The 16,668-nt window shown below is 62.5% G+C and carries 16 protein-coding genes; 12 read left to right on the top strand and 4 right to left on the bottom strand.

The genetic code is table 11. The features are described 5' to 3' along the window. Window positions 1-71 precede the first annotated feature (71 nt). Window positions 72-572 (bottom strand): 30S ribosomal protein S20, encoded by a 501-nt coding sequence (gene rpsT / locus ACMRQN_RS04830; RefSeq protein WP_158048512.1) that lies wholly within the window; start codon window positions 570-572, stop codon window positions 72-74. Between the two features lie 373 nt (window positions 573-945). Here rpsT and lepA point away from each other — a divergent pair, with 373 nt between their 5' ends. The 8 genes from lepA to ACMRQN_RS04790 all read left to right on the top strand — a co-directional run bounded on the left by lepA (window position 946) and on the right by ACMRQN_RS04790 (window position 9,497). After that, window positions 946-2,748, top strand: a complete 1,803-nt coding sequence (lepA, locus tag ACMRQN_RS04825) for a translation elongation factor 4 (protein ID WP_418734035.1) — start codon at window positions 946-948, stop codon at window positions 2,746-2,748. A 2-nt stretch (window positions 2,749-2,750) separates the two neighbouring features. Beyond that, a complete protein-coding gene (locus ACMRQN_RS04820; protein WP_296058886.1) occupies window positions 2,751-2,954 on the top strand; it encodes a hypothetical protein in 204 nt (67 codons plus the stop codon). Window positions 2,955-2,983: 29 nt separating this feature from the next. Next, window positions 2,984-3,991 carry a tRNA dihydrouridine synthase DusB gene (gene dusB, locus ACMRQN_RS04815; RefSeq protein WP_418734092.1) on the top strand — a complete coding sequence of 336 codons (1,008 nt, stop codon included), beginning with the start codon at window positions 2,984-2,986 and terminating at the stop codon, window positions 3,989-3,991. Continuing rightward, on the top strand, window positions 3,991-5,100 hold the full coding sequence (gene hemW, locus ACMRQN_RS04810; RefSeq protein ID WP_418734034.1) for a radical SAM family heme chaperone HemW: 1,110 nt from the start codon (window positions 3,991-3,993) through the stop codon (window positions 5,098-5,100). The genes dusB and hemW overlap by 1 nt, the downstream gene beginning before the upstream one ends. Before the next feature lie 135 nt (window positions 5,101-5,235). Beyond that, on the top strand, window positions 5,236-6,246 hold the full coding sequence (hrcA, locus tag ACMRQN_RS04805; protein WP_297148951.1) for a heat-inducible transcriptional repressor HrcA: 1,011 nt from the start codon (window positions 5,236-5,238) through the stop codon (window positions 6,244-6,246). 54 nt (window positions 6,247-6,300) lie between these two features. Then, on the top strand, window positions 6,301-7,443 hold the full coding sequence (dnaJ, locus tag ACMRQN_RS04800; RefSeq protein WP_418734033.1) for a molecular chaperone DnaJ: 1,143 nt from the start codon (window positions 6,301-6,303) through the stop codon (window positions 7,441-7,443). Window positions 7,444-7,473: 30 nt separating this feature from the next. Further along, window positions 7,474-8,268, top strand: a complete 795-nt coding sequence (locus ACMRQN_RS04795; RefSeq protein WP_418734032.1) for an RsmE family RNA methyltransferase — start codon at window positions 7,474-7,476, stop codon at window positions 8,266-8,268. Then, window positions 8,265-9,497, top strand: a complete 1,233-nt coding sequence (locus tag ACMRQN_RS04790) for a MiaB/RimO family radical SAM methylthiotransferase (protein ID WP_418734031.1) — start codon at window positions 8,265-8,267, stop codon at window positions 9,495-9,497. The genes ACMRQN_RS04795 and ACMRQN_RS04790 overlap by 4 nt, the downstream gene beginning before the upstream one ends. Before the next feature lie 128 nt (window positions 9,498-9,625). Here the strand turns inward: ACMRQN_RS04790 and ACMRQN_RS04785 are convergent, their stop codons facing one another. From ACMRQN_RS04785 to ACMRQN_RS04775, 3 genes are read right to left on the bottom strand one after another with little or no spacing between them, the layout of a single operon-like run. Then, a complete protein-coding gene (locus tag ACMRQN_RS04785) occupies window positions 9,626-12,154 on the bottom strand; it encodes a homocysteine S-methyltransferase family protein (protein ID WP_418734030.1) in 2,529 nt (842 codons plus the stop codon). Beyond that, on the bottom strand, window positions 12,147-12,932 hold the full coding sequence (locus ACMRQN_RS04780) for a vitamin B12 dependent methionine synthase (RefSeq protein WP_418734029.1): 786 nt from the start codon (window positions 12,930-12,932) through the stop codon (window positions 12,147-12,149). The genes ACMRQN_RS04785 and ACMRQN_RS04780 overlap by 8 nt, the downstream gene beginning before the upstream one ends. Further along, a complete protein-coding gene (locus ACMRQN_RS04775) occupies window positions 12,922-13,791 on the bottom strand; it encodes a methylenetetrahydrofolate reductase (RefSeq protein ID WP_418734028.1) in 870 nt (289 codons plus the stop codon). The genes ACMRQN_RS04780 and ACMRQN_RS04775 overlap by 11 nt, the downstream gene beginning before the upstream one ends. Window positions 13,792-13,871: 80 nt before the next feature. Between ACMRQN_RS04775 and ACMRQN_RS04770 the strand changes: the two genes are divergently transcribed. Genes ACMRQN_RS04770 through era form a run of 4 tightly spaced genes read left to right on the top strand, consistent with a single transcriptional unit; the run spans window position 13,872 to window position 16,641 of the window. Beyond that, entirely contained in the window at window positions 13,872-14,822 is a 951-nt protein-coding gene (locus ACMRQN_RS04770) for a PhoH family protein (protein ID WP_418734027.1), read from the top strand. A 20-nt stretch (window positions 14,823-14,842) separates the two neighbouring features. Next, on the top strand, window positions 14,843-15,373 hold the full coding sequence (gene ybeY / locus ACMRQN_RS04765; RefSeq protein WP_418734026.1) for an rRNA maturation RNase YbeY: 531 nt from the start codon (window positions 14,843-14,845) through the stop codon (window positions 15,371-15,373). Next, a complete protein-coding gene (locus ACMRQN_RS04760) occupies window positions 15,374-15,733 on the top strand; it encodes a diacylglycerol kinase family protein (RefSeq protein ID WP_418734025.1) in 360 nt (119 codons plus the stop codon). 2 nt (window positions 15,734-15,735) lie between these two features. Next, on the top strand, window positions 15,736-16,641 hold the full coding sequence (era, locus tag ACMRQN_RS04755) for a GTPase Era (protein WP_276995963.1): 906 nt from the start codon (window positions 15,736-15,738) through the stop codon (window positions 16,639-16,641). Window positions 16,642-16,668 lie beyond the last annotated feature (27 nt).

The following is a 16,668-nucleotide window of genomic DNA, read 5'->3' as shown; positions in this document are numbered from 1 at the left end:
CCCAAAGAAAAAGGACCCTGTGTTCTTGCGATGAACTCAGGGTCCTTCGAAAGTCGCGTTAAGCGATTTGCTTATTCAGCAGCTTCCTCAGCTTCGGCAGCCTCGGCCTTGGCGGCCTCTTCGGCTTCCTTGGCCTTGCGAGCCTTAGCAGCAGCCTCTTCCTTGAGCTGCTTCTCGCGACGCTTTGCCTTCTCGGCGGAAGCAGCAGCGAGGGCGGCCTTGCGCTCGGCCTTCTTGGCAGCCTTCTTGTTGCCCGTGGCCTCCTGCTTCTTCGGCTCCGGCTTCACGTAAGCAGCGCGATCGGCGTCGGTCACGATGGTGTTGGCGAGCTGCATGACACCGGACTTGCGGTTGGCAGCCTGGTTCTTGTGGATGATGCCCTTGGAAGCAGCCTTGTCGAGCAGGCGGCTCGCGGCGAGAGCGGCGGCGTAAGCCTCGGCACCGTTGCCGGCAGCGACAGCCTCGCGCACGCGACGCACTGCGGTCTTTAGCTCGGACTTGCAAGCCTTGTTGCGCTGATGCGCCTTCTCGTTGGTGATGTTGCGCTTCTTCTGGCTCTTGATGTTTGCCATGTTCGTTCCTTTCCTAAAACAACTGATAGTCCCCGCATGCAGCACGACACGTTGCAGAAAAGAGTGTTGGAAGGCAAGATTGACACGCGAGACGAAGAAACCGCAAAGATGCGCGTCTCGCATAGGAAACAGTCAGGATTTCTCTGTCTCGCAGGCCAATCGGCCATCCAGCACAAGCGCTTTCCCTGTTGCAGCCATGTCTGCGGATTCGCCGATGAATATCATCATGCGAACGCTTGCTGGATACGCAATGCGATAGAATAGCAAACGCTTGCGCCAATTGCACGTAGTTTTTAGTGAATTGCGCCCTTTTAAGGTGCAAACGTATACATTGAACACAAATACTGCAAGAGATAAGGACCTATCGATCGTCATGACCGACCCCTCGCATATCAGGAACTTCTCCATTATCGCCCATATCGACCACGGGAAATCGACGCTTTCCGACCGCATTCTCGAGATGACGGGCACCATCGCCGAGCGCGATATGCAAGCCCAGCTCCTCGACACGATGGACATCGAGCGCGAGCGCGGCATCACGATCAAAAGCCAGGCCGTGCGCGTGAGCTATCAGGCCGACGACGGCGAGGAATACCAGTTCAACCTCATCGACACCCCGGGGCACGTCGACTTCACCTACGAGGTGAGCCGCTCTTTGGCTGCATGCGAGGGCGCGGTGCTCGTGGTCGACGCGACCCAGGGCGTCGAGGCGCAGACAGTCGCGAACGCCATGATGGCGATGAACGCAAACCTCGAGATTATCCCGCTTATCAACAAGATCGACCTGCCCTCGGCCGACCCCGAGCGCGTTCGCGCCGAAATCGAGGACGCGCTTGCGATTCCCGCGGACGACGCGGTGCTCGCCTCGGGAAAGACAGGCGTCGGCGTGCACGACCTGCTCGAGGCTGTGGTCTACAACATCCCCGCGCCAACCGGTGACGCGAACGCCCCGCTGCGCGCGCTCATCTTCGACAGCTACTTCGACCCCTACCGCGGCGTCGTGGCGCTCGTCCGCATCGTCGACGGCTCCATGAGAAAAGGCCAGCGCCTGCGCCTCATGGCGTCGGGCAAGGACATCCTGGCCGAGGAAGTTGGCGCGCGCCATCCCGTTGAGGAGCCGCTGCCCGAGCTTAGCGTTGGCGAGGTCGGCTACCTGGTTACGGGGCTGAAAGACCTTGTCCACGTGAAGGTCGGCGACACGATCACGCTCGCGGAAGGCGGCGTTGACAACCCGCTGCCGGGCTATCGCGAGGCCAAACCCATGGTCTACACGGGCTTGTTCCCCATAGAGTCGGACCAGTACGAGCCCTTGAAGGAAGCCCTCGAGAAGCTCTCGCTCAACGATCCCGCGCTGTTGTGGGAGCCCGAAAAGTCCCATGCGCTCGGCTTCGGCTTCCGCGTCGGCTTTTTGGGGCTTTTGCACATGGAGGTCGTGAAGGAACGCCTCGAGCGCGAGTTCAACCTCGATTTGCTTGCGACCGCTCCCTCAGTGGAATACCACGTCTTCAAGCAGGGCGGCGAGATGATGAGCCTGCATTCCCCTCAGGAAATGCCCGACCCTGGTGAGATCGAGCACATTGAGGAACCTTACCTTAAGGCGAAGATCCTCATCCCGCCCGATTACGTCGGAGCCGTCATGGACCTCACCGTCGCCCGCCGCGGCACGTTCGTCACGATGAACTATCTCTCGCAGAACACGGTCGAGATGCTTTGGGAGATTCCCCTCTCCGAGCTCATCATGGACTACTTCGACAAGCTGAAATCGAACACGAAGGGCTACGCGTCGCTCGACTACGACTTCGCCGGCTACAAGCCCTCGCAGCTCGTGAAGCTCGACATCCTGCTCTCCGGCAAGCCAATCGACGCGCTGTCATTCATCGTCCACAAGGACAAGGCCTACGACCGCGGGCGCGTGCTCACCGAAAAGCTGAAGGAAATCATCCCGCGCCAGATGTTCGAGGTGCCTATCCAGGCCGCCATCGGCGGACGCGTGCTCGCTCGCGAGACGGTGAAGGCGAAGCGCAAGGACGTCCTCGCGAAATGCTACGGCGGCGACATCTCGCGCAAGCGCAAGCTGCTCGAGAAGCAGAAGCAGGGCAAGAAACGTATGAAGGCCATCGGTAACGTGGAGGTCCCGCAAGAGGCGTTCATGGCGATCCTTAAGGTTGACGATTAACCATGTCGAGAAGAGAAAAAGAATCTTACAACTGGTTAGACGACCCCTTCGACGAGAAGAAAGCGGCTGCCGAGCGCGAGCGCATGAATGCGAAGGGGGCTTTCCCCGTAGCCGGATGCCTCATCGTGGGAGTTGTCGCCTTGATTCTCGTCGTGGCGCTCTTCGTCATGGGCGCCCTTACGCTCGGCACGCTTGCGAGCGCTTGATAGAGCCGACATATCGAAAGATTCACATGATGCATGATTTCTTCGCCGAGCATCCGCTGCTCCTTGCGCCGATGGCAGGCGTGACCGACGAGGCGTTCCGCGCGCTCTGTCGCGAGCAGGGGGCCTCGCTCGCCTATACCGAAATGGTCTCCGCTAAGGGACTTTCCTTTGCGAACGAGAAGACGCGCCACTTGCTGCGCCTCGCCCCGGGAGAGGACCTCGTGGCCGTGCAGCTGTTCGGGCACGAGCCCGCCGTCATGGCCGAGCAGGCCGCATGGATCGAGCAGACGATGGGCGACACGCTCGCGTACCTCGACATCAACATGGGATGCCCTGCGCGCAAGATCGTGACGAAAGGCGACGGCTCAGCGCTCATGTGCGACCCTGCGCTCGCCGCATCCATCGTGTCGGCGGTGCGCGGCGCCGTGAAACATCCCGTCACGGTGAAGTTCCGCCGCGGGTTCAAGATGGGGGAGGAGACCGCCCCCGAGTTCGCCCACCGAATGGAAGACGCGGGGGCGTGCGCCGTCACCGTGCACGGGCGCTACTCCGAGCAGCTCTACCGCGGGAGCGCCGACTGGGACGTCATCGCGAAGGTCAAGCGCGGGGTCGCCATCCCCGTCGTGGGGAACGGGGACGTGCGCTGCGGCGCCGATGCGGTCGCTTTGCGTGAGAAGACAGGCTGCGACGCAATCATGATCGGGCGCGGGGCTGAGGGTAACCCTTGGGTATTCGCCCAGGTGAAAGCTGCGCTCACGGGTAAAGAAGAACCTGCGCGGCCGAACATCGCCGAACGACTCGCCATGGCGCGCCGCCACGCCCACCTGCTCGCCGAGCGGGAGGGGCGCAACATCGTGCGGATGCGTAAGCACGCGATGTGGTACATGGCAGGCCTTCCCGGGGCTGCGACCGCGCGCGGAAAGATCAACGCCTGCGTCACGCCGGAAGATTTCGACAAGGTGTTCGACGAGCTGCTCGCCTTCGCAGCAGCGCACGACTCTGCGTCGGGCGCATTCGTAAACAAGGAGGCCAACTGATGCCGCACGATCCCTACCGCGCACTCTATCTGCACCTTCCTTTCTGCGTGAAGCGCTGCTCGTACTGCGATTTCACCACGTCTGCCGTCGCCGCGGACGACCCGCGCATCGACGCGTACGTGGAAGACCTCTGCCTTGCAATCCGCCGCAAATCGAAGGAAGGCGAGCTCTCAGCAATCGAGACGGTGTATCTGGGCGGGGGCACTCCGAGCCATGTCGGCATGTCTCGGCTGTCCATGCTGCTCTACGCGCTTTCGACATCGATGCGCCTCGAGCCCGACGTGGAATGCTCGATGGAGGCGAACCCCGAAAGCCTCACGCCGAATATGGTCCGCGACATCTGGGCTCTTGGGGTGAACAGGCTCTCCATTGGCGTGCAGAGCTTCGACGACAAGGTGCTTGAAACCATCGGGCGCGCCCACGACGCGCAGGCTGCCTGTCGTGCGATCGAGGCGGCTCACGAACGATTCACCAACGTGAGCTGCGATCTTATGTGCGGAATCCCTGGGCAGAGCGCGGAGTCCTTTGAGCAAAGCGTTTCTCGCGCTATCGAGCTCGGCGTCTCGCACATAAGCGTCTACCCGCTCACCATCGAACCGCATACTCCTTTCGACCGCATGGTGCTCTCAGGTGAGCTGCCCGAGCCCGACGACGACGTCGAGGCTGAGCAGATGGAAATCGCGCAATCGCTTCTTACCGCCGCGGGCTTCGAGCGATACGAGGTTGCAAGCTACGCGAAGCCGGGCTTCGCATGCCGCCACAACATCGCCTACTGGACGGGCGTGCCGTATTTGGGAATCGGCACTTCGGCGGCGACCATGACGCAGAACAGCGAGCGGCGGATGCGCATGACCGACGGTTCGGTGACTGACGACTTGAACGCCGCCCAGATGGTCGCCGAGGACCTCATGCTCGGCATGCGCATGACGCGCGGTGTCTCTGGCGAGAAGATAGCCGAGGCCAGGCTCGTGCTCCCGCGCCTCGACGAGACGATCGACGAGCTTGTCGAGGAGGGCCTCGCAGCCTGGAGCGAGGGCCGCTTGCGCCCGACCGAGAGGGGATGGCTCCTCGGAAACGAGCTCTACGGCGCGCTTTTCGACCTCGCTTAAGCCTTTATGAGCACAACTCCTGTGATGCATCTATCAAGATATGGCGCACCTTGCCAAATTCTTTAGCACTCGAAAGCATCGGCTGCTAGAATGGCTCTTTGGCATGGCAGACATCGAGATGAAAGGGGTGAAGTCATGCTCTCAGATAGAAGGCAGCGCGTTCTCGCGGCGCTCATCGAGGAATACGTGGCGCGCGCTTTGCCCGTCGGGTCTCGAACACTCACCGAGCGCTACAAGCTCGGCGTGAGCCCTGCCACCGTCCGAAACGAGCTTTCGATCCTCGAAGACGAAGGCTATATCGCGCAGCCCCATACTTCCGCAGGTCGCATCCCGACCGATTTCGGGTATCGCACCTTCGTGGACGATTTGCTGGCAAATGATTCGCTTCCAGACGAGGAGCGATACCGCGCGGTCGCTGAGGACCTGCGCAAAAGCGCCTCAGAACTCGATTCGCTCCTCGAGCAAACCTCGAGCGCGCTTGCAAGGCTTACCGATTGCCTCTCGATCGTCCTCGCGCCGACGGTCCTTGAGACGCGCATCAAGCAGATTACGCTCGTGAGCCTTACGGCGTTTCGCGCTATCTGTGTTGTCGTGACCGAAGACGGCAACGTCTTCAACCGCCAAATGGACTTCACCATCCCCGTGGGCAGCGACGAACTTTCGCGCATCCAGGTCCTGCTCAGCAAGGCACTTTGCGGGAAATCGCTCTCCGACGTGGAACGCGGCCTGTCTTTTGGCATGAAGCGCGCCTTCTCAGATCCGCTCGTGCGCGCAGTGCTCGACGAGGTGCTCTCCTGCATCCAGGAGGGGCAGACGGGGCGAACCCACCAACTCGGCATGAGCGCGCTTCTCGCGCAGCCCGAGTTCTCGCACACCGACGCGGTGCTGCCACTTGTGCAGGTGCTCGAGGACGACACGGTGCTTCTGCATATCCTCGACGACCTGACGAGCACCGACGAGGACCTCTCCGTTCAAATCGGGAAGGAAAACAAAACAGAGGGCCTCTCGGGGGTGTCCGTCGTGGCGAGCCGCTACGGGCGCGGAGAGGCGGAAGGAGTCGTCGCCGTCATCGGACCGACGCGAATGGATTATTCGAAGGTTATCCAAGCCGTGCGCGCAGCAAGCGCGGCGCTTGGTGAATCGTAGTGAACTGTGCGGCTTTGACGAGCCGCTGACGAGAGTAGTTGAGAAAGGCAAGAGATGGCCAAGGACCTGTATGAGATTCTCGGCGTGTCGAAGGACGCGTCCGACGCCGAGATCAAGAAAGCGTTTCGTCGTCGTGCGCGCGAGCTGCACCCCGACGTGAACAAAGCTGCCGACGCTGAGGACCAGTTCAAGGAACTCAACGAGGCATACGATGTCCTCTCCGACCCCAACAAGCGCGCGCAATACGACCGCTTCGGCACCGTTCCCGGCGCTGCGGGCGGCGGATACGGCGGAGGATCGGGCTACGTCGACTTCGACGACCTGTTTGGCGGCGGCTTCGGCGGCATGGGCGACATCTTCTCGTCGTTCTTCGGCGGACAAGGTGGCCAGGGCGGGCGGCCCGCGCGCAAGGAAGGCCGCGACATGGGCGTCGGCCTGCGTATCACGCTCGAAGAGGTCGCACGCGGCGTCGAGAAGGAAATCGTCTACGACCGCCTCGCTCCCTGCCCCGACTGCAAAGGCACGGGCCTCGGCGAGAACGGCAAGGTCGTCACCTGCCCCGAATGCGGCGGCAAGGGCCGCGTCGTCAGCGTTCAACGCACGTTTTTGGGCGACATGCAGACGGCAACGACCTGCAAGAAGTGCAACGGCACCGGTTCGTCGATCGAGAACCCCTGCCCCGAATGCGAAGGTCAGGGCCGCGTCCCCGATCGCCAGCGCGTCACGGTGAAGGTGCCTGCGGGTATCCGCGACGGCCAGCAGCTGCGCGTGGGCGGCTTCGGCGAAGCGGGCATCCAGGGTGCGCAGGCGGGCGACCTCATCGTCACCTGCCGCGTCCAGCCGCATGAGTTCTTCGAACGTGACGGCGACGACCTGCATGGGCGTGCGAACGTGTCCTTCATCCAGGCGATCCTCGGTGCCGAAATCGAGATCGACGGCATCATGCCCGACGAGAAGGTGCAGGTCCGTATCCCCGCGGGTTGCCAAAACGAGCAGGTCGTTCGCGTGAAGGGCTTCGGCATGCCGCGCCTGAAGAGCGACGTCCGCGGGAACATGTACGTCCATGTGAACGTCGTCATTCCCGAGAAGATCACGAAGAAGCAGCGCGAGCTTCTCGAGCAGCTCGCGGACGAGATGGGCGAAGAGGTGGCGGCTCCCCGAAGCCCGCTGCAAAAGCTGCGCGACGCCTTCAATTAGCGCACCTGAAGGGTAAGGTTGCAAACACCCATGTCACTGCCACGTTTCTTCCTTGAGAATCAGGTAATCGCCAACGAGCCGCAGGAGGTTTTCCCCTTGCGGCTCGCGCGCGATGACGCCAAGCACGCCAAGGTTTTGCGCTTGGCCCCAGGCGAGCATATCGCAGTCGTCGACGCGGTGCAGGATTACTTCGAATGCGAGATCGTTTCCTTCGACGACGATTTCCCCCTCGTGCGCATCACGCGCCACGACGACGCGACCGATGACGGTCCGCTCGTGATGCTCGTGCAAGGGCTTGCCAAGGGCGAGAAGATGGATTCGGTTATCCGCCATGCGACCGAGCTCGGCGTGGCGGCATTCATGCCCCTGACCTGCGAGCGCTCCATCGTGAAGCTCGATGCGAAGAAAACGAGGACGCGGCTTGACCGATGGTGCTCCATCGCGAAGAGCGCCGCGATGCAGTCGGGTCAGCCGCGCATCCCCGAGGTGCTCGAGCCCCGAAGCGCGAAGGAGGCGGCGTCCGAGCTCGCAGAGGCAACCGCCGTGCTCATCTGCTGGGAGGAGGCTCCCCAGACTGCTTCGCTTGCGCACGCGATCGAGCGGGGGCTTTCGGAGTGCACCTGCGCCCGCGGCGATGCGCGCATCGCCGTCGTCGTCGGGCCCGAGGGCGGGCTTACCGAGCGCGAGGTCGGCTTCTTCCTGGACGCGAACCCCCGCGCATCGCTCGTCAGCTTGGGCGCGTCTATTCTCCGCACGGAGACGGCGGGCGTCGTAGCACCTGCTCTCACCTTGTATGAGCTGGGAAAACTTGGAGGCACTCGATGAAGTATGCCGTCGTCAACCTCGGCTGCAAGGTTAACCGCGTCGAGTCGGACGCCTTCGCGTCTTCCCTCGATGCCCACGGTGCACAAAGCTGCGACGCGGCCGACGCCGACCTCATCGTGGTGAACACCTGCACGGTTACAGGCGAGGCCGAGAAGAAGACGCGCAAGGCCGTGCGAGGGGCGCTGCGCGCGAACGACCGTGCGATCGTCATCGTCACCGGGTGCGCCGCCGCCATCGACAAGGACACCTTCCTTGCAATGGACCCTCGCGTGCGCGTCATGGGGAAAGCCGAGCTTGCATCCTCGATCGATGCCGGCGCTTGGGGACTTGACGCTGCGGCGCACGGGCCCGCGCTTCCCGTTGGAGAGGGCTACCGCACCCGCGTTGGCGTGAAGGTCCAGGACGGCTGCAACAATGCCTGCACCTACTGCGTCGTGCACGTTGCACGTGGGAAGGCGACCAGCGTGGATCCTTGCGAGGTCGTGCGCCAATGCCGAGCGCTTGCGAGTGCCGGCGTGAAAGAAATCGTCCTCACCGGGATAAACCTCGGCTCCTACCGATGGCGCAACGAGGAGACGGGGGAGACGACGGGCCTCGCCGACCTTCTGCGGATGCTCCTCGAAGAGACGGCCGACCTGCACGAAGAAGAGGAATACCCCGTGCGCTTCCGCGTTTCGAGCGTCGAGCCGCGCGATGTGCACGACGATCTGGTCGAGGTGCTCGCAACAGCAGGCGGGCGCGTCTGCCGGCACCTTCACCTTCCCCTGCAATCGGGCAACTCGAAGGTGCTGCGTGAGATGCACCGCCCCTACAGCGCCGAGCATTTCGAGGCCATCGTCTCTAACCTGTACAATCGCGTTCCCGAGCTGTCTCTGTCGACCGATATCATCTGCGGCTTCCCCGGCGAGACGGAAGGGGAGTTCGAGGACACACTCCGCGTCGCCCGTACCTGCCGGTTCTCGAAGATTCATGTGTTCCCGTACTCGAAGCGCGAGGGAACGCCTGCTGCGGCGCGCATCGACCAAGTACCTCCCGGCGTGAAGGCTGACCGCGCCCAGCGGCTGCGCGATTTGGGAGACCTGCTGCGCGACAAGGAACGCGAGGCCCGCAAGGGCACACGCGAGCTCGCCATCGTAGAGGAAGAGGGAGTTGCCCTCACGGAGAGCTACTTCGAGGTCCCTGTGCCAAAGAACGCGAAGGCGGGCGAGATGATCGAGGTCACGCTCTAGCTGGGGTTTCCCGCTGTGCGAGACGAACGTTCGCCGAAGTAATGTTGCCTCAAAACTAAAGGAGCCTTCCCTTTTCCGAGCACGAGAAAGGGAAGGCTCCTTCGCGTTGTATGGCGCAGCAGCGTCTCTTACAGGCCGATGCTCGCGAAATATTCTTCCGCATAGCGCGCCGAATCGGCCGCGTCCTTGCTGTAGTGGTCGGCGTGGATCTGCGCGGCGTATTCCGGCGTGAGCACGGCACCGCCGACGAACACCGAGCACCCCGGCACTTCGCTATGCAGCAGCGCGATCGTCTCCTCCATCGCCTTCACGGTCGTCGTCATGAGGGCAGATAGGCCGACGAGGCGGACGTTCTGCTCGCGCACGGCGCGCAAAATCTCGCTCGGATCAACGTCGCGCCCCAGGTCGATGACGTGGTACCCGTAATTCTCAAGCAGCATCTTCACGATGTTCTTGCCAATGTCGTGGATGTCGCCCTTCACGGTCGCGACGACGATCGCGCGCCCGTCGTCGATGGCTGCGCCCGATACGCCCATATGCTCGCGCACGACGTCGAAGCCCGCCTTCACGGCCTCGGCCGACGCCATGAGCTGGGGCAAGAAGAACTCGCCTGCATCGAATTTCTTGCCAACAACATCGAGTGCGGGGATGAATGCCCCGTTCACGACGTCGAGCGCATCACAGGACGCAAGCAGCTTCTCGGTCATTTCTCCCATAGGGCCCTTACGGCCTGACATGATGAGATTGATAACCTGCTCGATTTCGCCCGATGCATGCGCGAGCGACTCCGGTATAGCGATCGGGCAAGCGGCGTCGGTTGGCTTCGCGGGCTGCGGCTGCGGAAGGGTTCCCGCCTGCTCCGCCGTCGTGCCTACGGGCGCCGTGTAGGGGTCGGGCGCATTCGCGTAGTCCTCGATGTAGCGCACAGCGCCCTCGTCCTGCATATTTAAGACGCGGAACGCGTGCACCGTGTCCATATAGCGCGCCGAAGAGGGGTTAAGGATTGGGAAGTCGAGCCCGCAGCCGAGAGCAGCCGCTAGAAACGTGCTGTTCAGGAGCGCGCGCTGCGGGATGCCGAAGCTCACGTTGGACACGCCGAGCACCGTGCGCACCCCGAGGCGCTCTTTGACAAGCGACACTGCCTTCACGATTTCCATCGCTTCGCTCTGATTTGTGGCGACTGCCATGACGAGGCAGTCGATTACGATGTCCTCGCGGGGGATGCCGATGCGCTCGGCTTCGGCGACGATCTTCTCGGCAACGGCAAAACGGCCCTCGGCTGTAGGCGGGATACCCGACTCGTCAAGAGCGAGCCCGATGACCGCACAGCCGTATTTCTTGGCGAGCGGCAACACGGCGTCGAGGCTCTCGCGCTTGCCGTTTACGGAATTGATAAGCGGCTTTCCCGCGTAGCTGCGGACCACGCGCTCGATGGCGTCGGGATTGCTCGAGTCGATGACAAGCGGCAGGGTCACCGTGGCCGAGAGCTTCTCGACAACAGCGGAGAGCATAGCGGGCTCGTCGAGCTCGGGAAGGCCGACGTTCACATCGAGCACATCGGCGCCTGAGTTTCTCTGCGTGACCGCTTCGCCGATGACGTAGTCAAGATCGCCCGAGCGAAGCGCGGCTTTAAGCTTCTTCTTGCCCGTGGGGTTGATGCGCTCACCGATGACGGCAACAGCGTGTTTTCCCTTTTCAAGCACAACCGCTTCCTGGGCGCTCGTAAGAACGCAGGCAGGCTTGAAGGCACGCGGCGTCGGCTTTCCGCGGCTGGCGAGCTCCTTTGAAAGCAGCTCGATCGAACTCGGGCTCGTCCCACAGCAGCCTCCGACGATGCTCGCGCCAGCATCGAGCAGAGGGCCCATTGCACGCGCGAACTCCTCAGGACCGACGTCGAAGACGGTCTCGCCGTTTTCCATATGGGGCAAGCCAGCATTGGGCTGCGCCATGAGCGGGCAGCGCACACGGGACGCCATAGCGTGCGCAGCGCCGGTCAGCTCGGCAGGACCGAGCGAGCAGTTGAAGCCGACCGCCTGCGCGCCGAGCGAGCTTAAGACCTCCGCTGCGATCACGGGAGTGGTACCGAGGAACGTTCGGCCGTCTTCCCCGAAAGTCATCGTGACGAACACCGGCAGCGTCGAGTTTTCGCGCGCCGCGAGCAGGGCGGCCTTCGCCTCGCGCAGGTCCGCCATTGTCTCGATAAGGATGATGTCGCATTCCGCGGCGACTGCTGCGCGCACCTGTTCAGCGAAGATATCGTAGGCCTCGTCGAAGGAAAGCGTTCCCATCGGCTCGAGCAGCGAGCCCGTCGGGCCGATGTCGCCCGCGATGTAGGGCGCGCCGGCAGCTCGCGCGCAATCGGCCGCTCGCCGGTACGCCTCCTCAACGCTCATCTTATCGCTGAGCTTCAGGCGGTTCGCGCTGAACGTATTGGTCGTGATGACCTCGGCGCCCGCCGCGATGTAAGATGCGTGAATCGCCGTGATATCGTCTGCGTGCGTCTTGCAGAGCAGCTCGGGGACGGCTTCGAGCGCATCGAGGCCTCGTTCCTGCATCTGCGTTCCCATGGCACCGTCAACGAGCAGGTACTCCCGCCCCTCGAGTGCGCGCTTTAAGTGCTCGTCTTTGATGGTAAGGCCACTCAAGTTGCTAGCCATGGCATGTTCTCCCTTGCTTTCGTATCATGCACACCTGCCCGAGCGAGCACGTGGCGCAGCTTCGTCTTACGCCTGCCGCACGCGTTCCAGGCTCGAAAAGCCCGATGGCCGCCGTGATACTCTTCGACGGCACGAGCAGGAAGCTGTCGGTGCAGCTCACCGCCAATCGCCCTGGTGCGCCGAGCGCTCGCAGCAGAGCGGGCTGCATCGAGAGCGGCGCATCGCCGTAGCCCGGGCTGAAACGCCAGTTGGTGCGAAGCCCCGCCTCGCTCGCTTCCGCGACCACCTCGGCTTCGACGCGGTTCGCGCACGCTTCCACAAGCGCGGAAGCGCAGGCGCTGTAGAAGAGCGCCTCGGTCGGGCTTGTCGCTTGGTAGCGCGCGATCGCGCGCTCGGATGCCATTCCCACCGTGCACGAGAGCAGCGCCACGCCAGCTGCACCTTTCATGTGCGCCGCCATGCTCATTCCCTCAAGGCGAGCGGACGTCCCGGAAAGATACACCCCTGCGTCTTCTCCATCAGGCACGTTGCGATCGATGGCGAACGCCGCCCACGAGTAGGCGGGCGAAAGCGTCTCCTCGCACTCTTTCGCTATTGCGTCGAAGCGGGCAGCAAGCTCGCAATCGAGTTCCTGGTCGCCGTAGCCAAGGTACCCGAGCGCCTCGTCGCGATCGAGTCGCAAAGACCCTTCCGCTGGAGCGCAGGGAAACGTTGCGCTTTTCGGCTTCCCATTGAGAAAGCCGGCGAAGCGCGAATCGGTTTCGCTTCTAGCCGGCACAGCGTATCGCCTCGGTGCAGGCGCGGGCGATGTCGGGGTGGTTCATCGTGTAGACATGAAGGCCGTCCGCGCCGTGTTCCTCAAGGTCGACGAGCTGCTTGCAAGCATACTCGATGCCAGCCGCACGAAGACTTGCGGGGTCGTCCTCGTAGCGGGCGAGCAGTTTGATGATGGGGCTCGGAAGAGAGGCGCCGCACATGAACACCATGCGCTGGATCTGCTGCTTACTCAAAAACGGCATGATGCCGCAGGTAATCGGGGCATAAATCCGCGCGGAGGTGCAACGCTCACGGAAGCGGTAGAAATAATCGTTGTCGAAGAACAGCTGCGTCACGAGGAAGCTCGCTCCTGCGTCGACCTTCTCCTTCAAATGCTCGATGTTGACCTTCGGGTCGATGCAGTCGATGTGCCCCTCGGGATATGCCGCAGCGCCAACGCAGAAGCCGGCGTCGGCAAGCGTGGGGATGAGGTCCTTCGCAAAGCGGAACTCGGTGGGCTCGACCCCCGCAGGGATATCGCCGCGCAGTGCGAGGACGTTCTCGATGTTGTGCGCACGCAAATCCTCGATGGAGGCCGCAATCGAAGACGCGGTCGCCCCCGCGCAGGTCAGGTGCGCGACGCAGACCGTGCCGAAGTCAGACTGGATGAGCTCGGCCACATCGTTGGTGGAATGCTTGTTGCCGCCGCCGCCCGCCGAGTAGGTGACAGAGATGAAGTCGGGGCCAAGGGGGGCGAGGCCTCCTGCAACCTCGCGCGCGGTACGGTGGTCCAGATCGCCCTTCGGCGGGAAGATCTCGAACGAGAGCGTTGGGCGCGAAGCGGTTCGCGACTCGTCGAACAGTTGCTTTACCGTGGTCATGATAGTTCCTTTTGCATCCAGTGATGTGGTGAATGTCGGGCATCAGGGTAACGTGTTGCCCGCATGTTACAATGGCAAGCATGACAGACAAAACGCAAATTACACTAACTGCACCGGCAAGCGTTGACTTAGCGCTTGTCGTCGGCCCCGCGGACTCGACGCTGCGGGTCGTCGAATCCGCCTTTGAGGCGAACATCACCGTGAGGGGCGACTCCATCATCCTCGCAGGCGATCAAAGCGAAGTGCAGTCGCTTACGGCACTTTTCTCCGACTTCATCAAGGTTGCGGAACGGGGCGAGGAAGTGACCCCCGAGTACGCCTTGCGCTCGATCGAGCTTCTCCGCAGCGCGGAGTTCTCGCCCCAGGCGCTGCGCGAGGATATTCTCCTCACGTTCCGCGGGCGAGCCATCAGGCCGAAAACGGCAGGCCAGAAGCGCTACGTCGACGCCATCCGCTCCCACACCATCACGTTCGGGCTCGGCCCCGCAGGAACGGGCAAGACCTATCTCGCCATGGCGATGGCCGTCGCCGCGCTTAAGCGCAAGGAAGTCGGGCGCATCATCTTGACTAGGCCCATCGTTGAGGCGGGGGAGAACCTGGGCTTTTTGCCGGGTACGATCAACGAGAAGGTCGACCCCTATATCCGCCCGCTCTACGACGCGCTTTTCGACATGACCGACATGGAGCGCGCCAACGACCTTATCGACAGCGGGGTCATCGAGATCGCTCCGCTCGCCTTCATGCGCGGGCGCACGCTCAACGACAGCTTCATCATCCTCGACGAGGCGCAAAACACCACGCCCGAGCAAATGAAGATGTTCCTAACCAGGCTCGGCTTCAACTCGAAGATGATCATCACCGGCGACTTGACGCAGCGAGACCTTCCAGGGTCGCGCTCGGGGCTTGCCGACGCCGAGCGCGTCCTCAAAGACATCGACGACGTGTCGTTTTGCCGCCTTTCGGGAAAAGACGTCGTGCGCCACTCGCTTGTGGCCGCGATCGTCGCCGCCTACGATCGGGCCGACTCTTAAAAGCGCGCAAGGAGATTTTCATGAACATCGAAGTGAACTGCGAATACAAAGAGGACCTCATCGCGAGCGTGCCCGTCTCCGAGCTTGCCGCCTTCGTACTCTCCCAAGAGGACTGCCCGCAAAACGCCGAGGTCTCGGTAAGCTTCATCGACGACGATGAGATGGCCCGCCTCAACGAAGAGTTTCGCGGAAAGAAAGGCCCCACCGACGTCCTCTCGTTCGAATGCGACGGGCTCGACGACGAGATGGGCAGAGAGTGCGACGAAATCCCTGGGATGCCCTTCGAGCTCGGAGACGTGATCATCGCGGTCGACGTCGCCGAGCGGCAGACCGAACAGTTCGGCACCACCTTCGAAGGCGAGCTGAGTGTCCTTCTCGTCCATGGCCTTTTGCACCTGTGCGGCTACGACCACATCGAAGATGACGAGGCCGAGGTCATGGAGTCGCGCGAGGCAGAGCTTCTTCGCGGATGGGCGCGCAAGCGAGAGCTCGAGCTTTCCATCTTCGGCGAGATGAACGGCCCGGGAGCGCTTGTGAGGGGAGAGCATTAGATGACCCAATCGCTCCCTCATGCTTTCAAATGCGCAGCCGAGGGCGTTGCGTTCGCCTTTAAGCAACGCAACATGCGCATAGACGCCGGCTTCGCCGTTGCCGCCGTTGTGCTTGGGTTCGCCCTGCGTATCGATGCCCCTTCATGGCTTGCTATCGTCATCTGCATCGGTGCTGTCATGGCGGCCGAGACCGCGAACACCGCCATCGAGGCAGTCGTCGACTTGGTGTCGCCCGAATACCACGTGCTCGCAAAGCACGCCAAAGACTGCGCGGCGGGAGCGGCTCTCATTCTCGCCGTGGCCTCGGTTGTCGCCGCCGCCATCGTTTTCATCCCCAAGATCGGAGAACTGCTGTGCTAGGAATGCAAAAAGAAGGTTTCAAGTCAGGTTTCGCCACCCTCGTCGGACGTCCGAACGCGGGCAAGTCGACGCTTTTGAACGCTATCATGGGCAAGAAGATTGCCATCACCTCCTCGACCGCCCAGACGACCCGCCATCGTTTCCGCGCTGTCTTGACGCGCGATGATTTCCAGCTCATCCTCGTCGACACGCCGGGCATCCACAAGCCCCACGACGCCCTCGGCGAGGAGCTCAACGAGTCCGCGCTCAAAGGCCTGCAAGACATCGACGTCGTTGCCATGGTGATCGACGCCTCCCAGCCAATCGGCCGCGGCGATGAATGGGTCGCCAAGCAGGTTGCCGCCTGCAAAGCGCGCCGCATCTGCGTGCTCTCTAAGACCGACATCGCGACACCCGAGCAGATCGCTGCCCAACGCGAAGCAGCAGAAGCCCTCATGACCTGGGACGCCATGGTGGCGCTCTCCGCGCGAAGCGGAGCGAACGTCGACGCCTTCGTCGAAGAGGCTGTCTTCTTCTTGCCCGAGGGCCCCGCGTGGTTCCCACCCGACATGCAGACCGACCAACCGATGGAGGTCGTGATCGCCGAGTTCATCCGCGAGAAGATCCTGCGCTCGTTCCACGACGAGGTGCCGCACTCGATCGGCGTCGCCGTCGACAACATGCAGTACGAGAAGAAAAAGGACCTCCAGCGCATCTTCGCCACCATCTACGTTGAGCGCGACAGCCAAAAAGGCATGATCATCGGGAAGAAGGGCGCTGCGATCAAGCGCATCGGCAGCGAGGCGCGAGCCGATCTCGAGCAGCTGCTCGGCTGCCGCGTGTTCCTCGACTTGAACGTGAAGGTGAAGAAGAACTGGCGCCGCGACGCCACGCAGATTCGCCGCTTTGGCTACGGCGAGGGCGCTTAATTCTCGCGGCCTTCGCTTTGTGCAGGT

It is taken from the genome of Ellagibacter sp. (genome assembly GCF_048412355.1).
Taxonomy (GTDB): Bacteria; Actinomycetota; Coriobacteriia; order Coriobacteriales; family Eggerthellaceae; genus Ellagibacter.
This window is presented reverse-complemented; position numbering and strand designations above follow the sequence as displayed.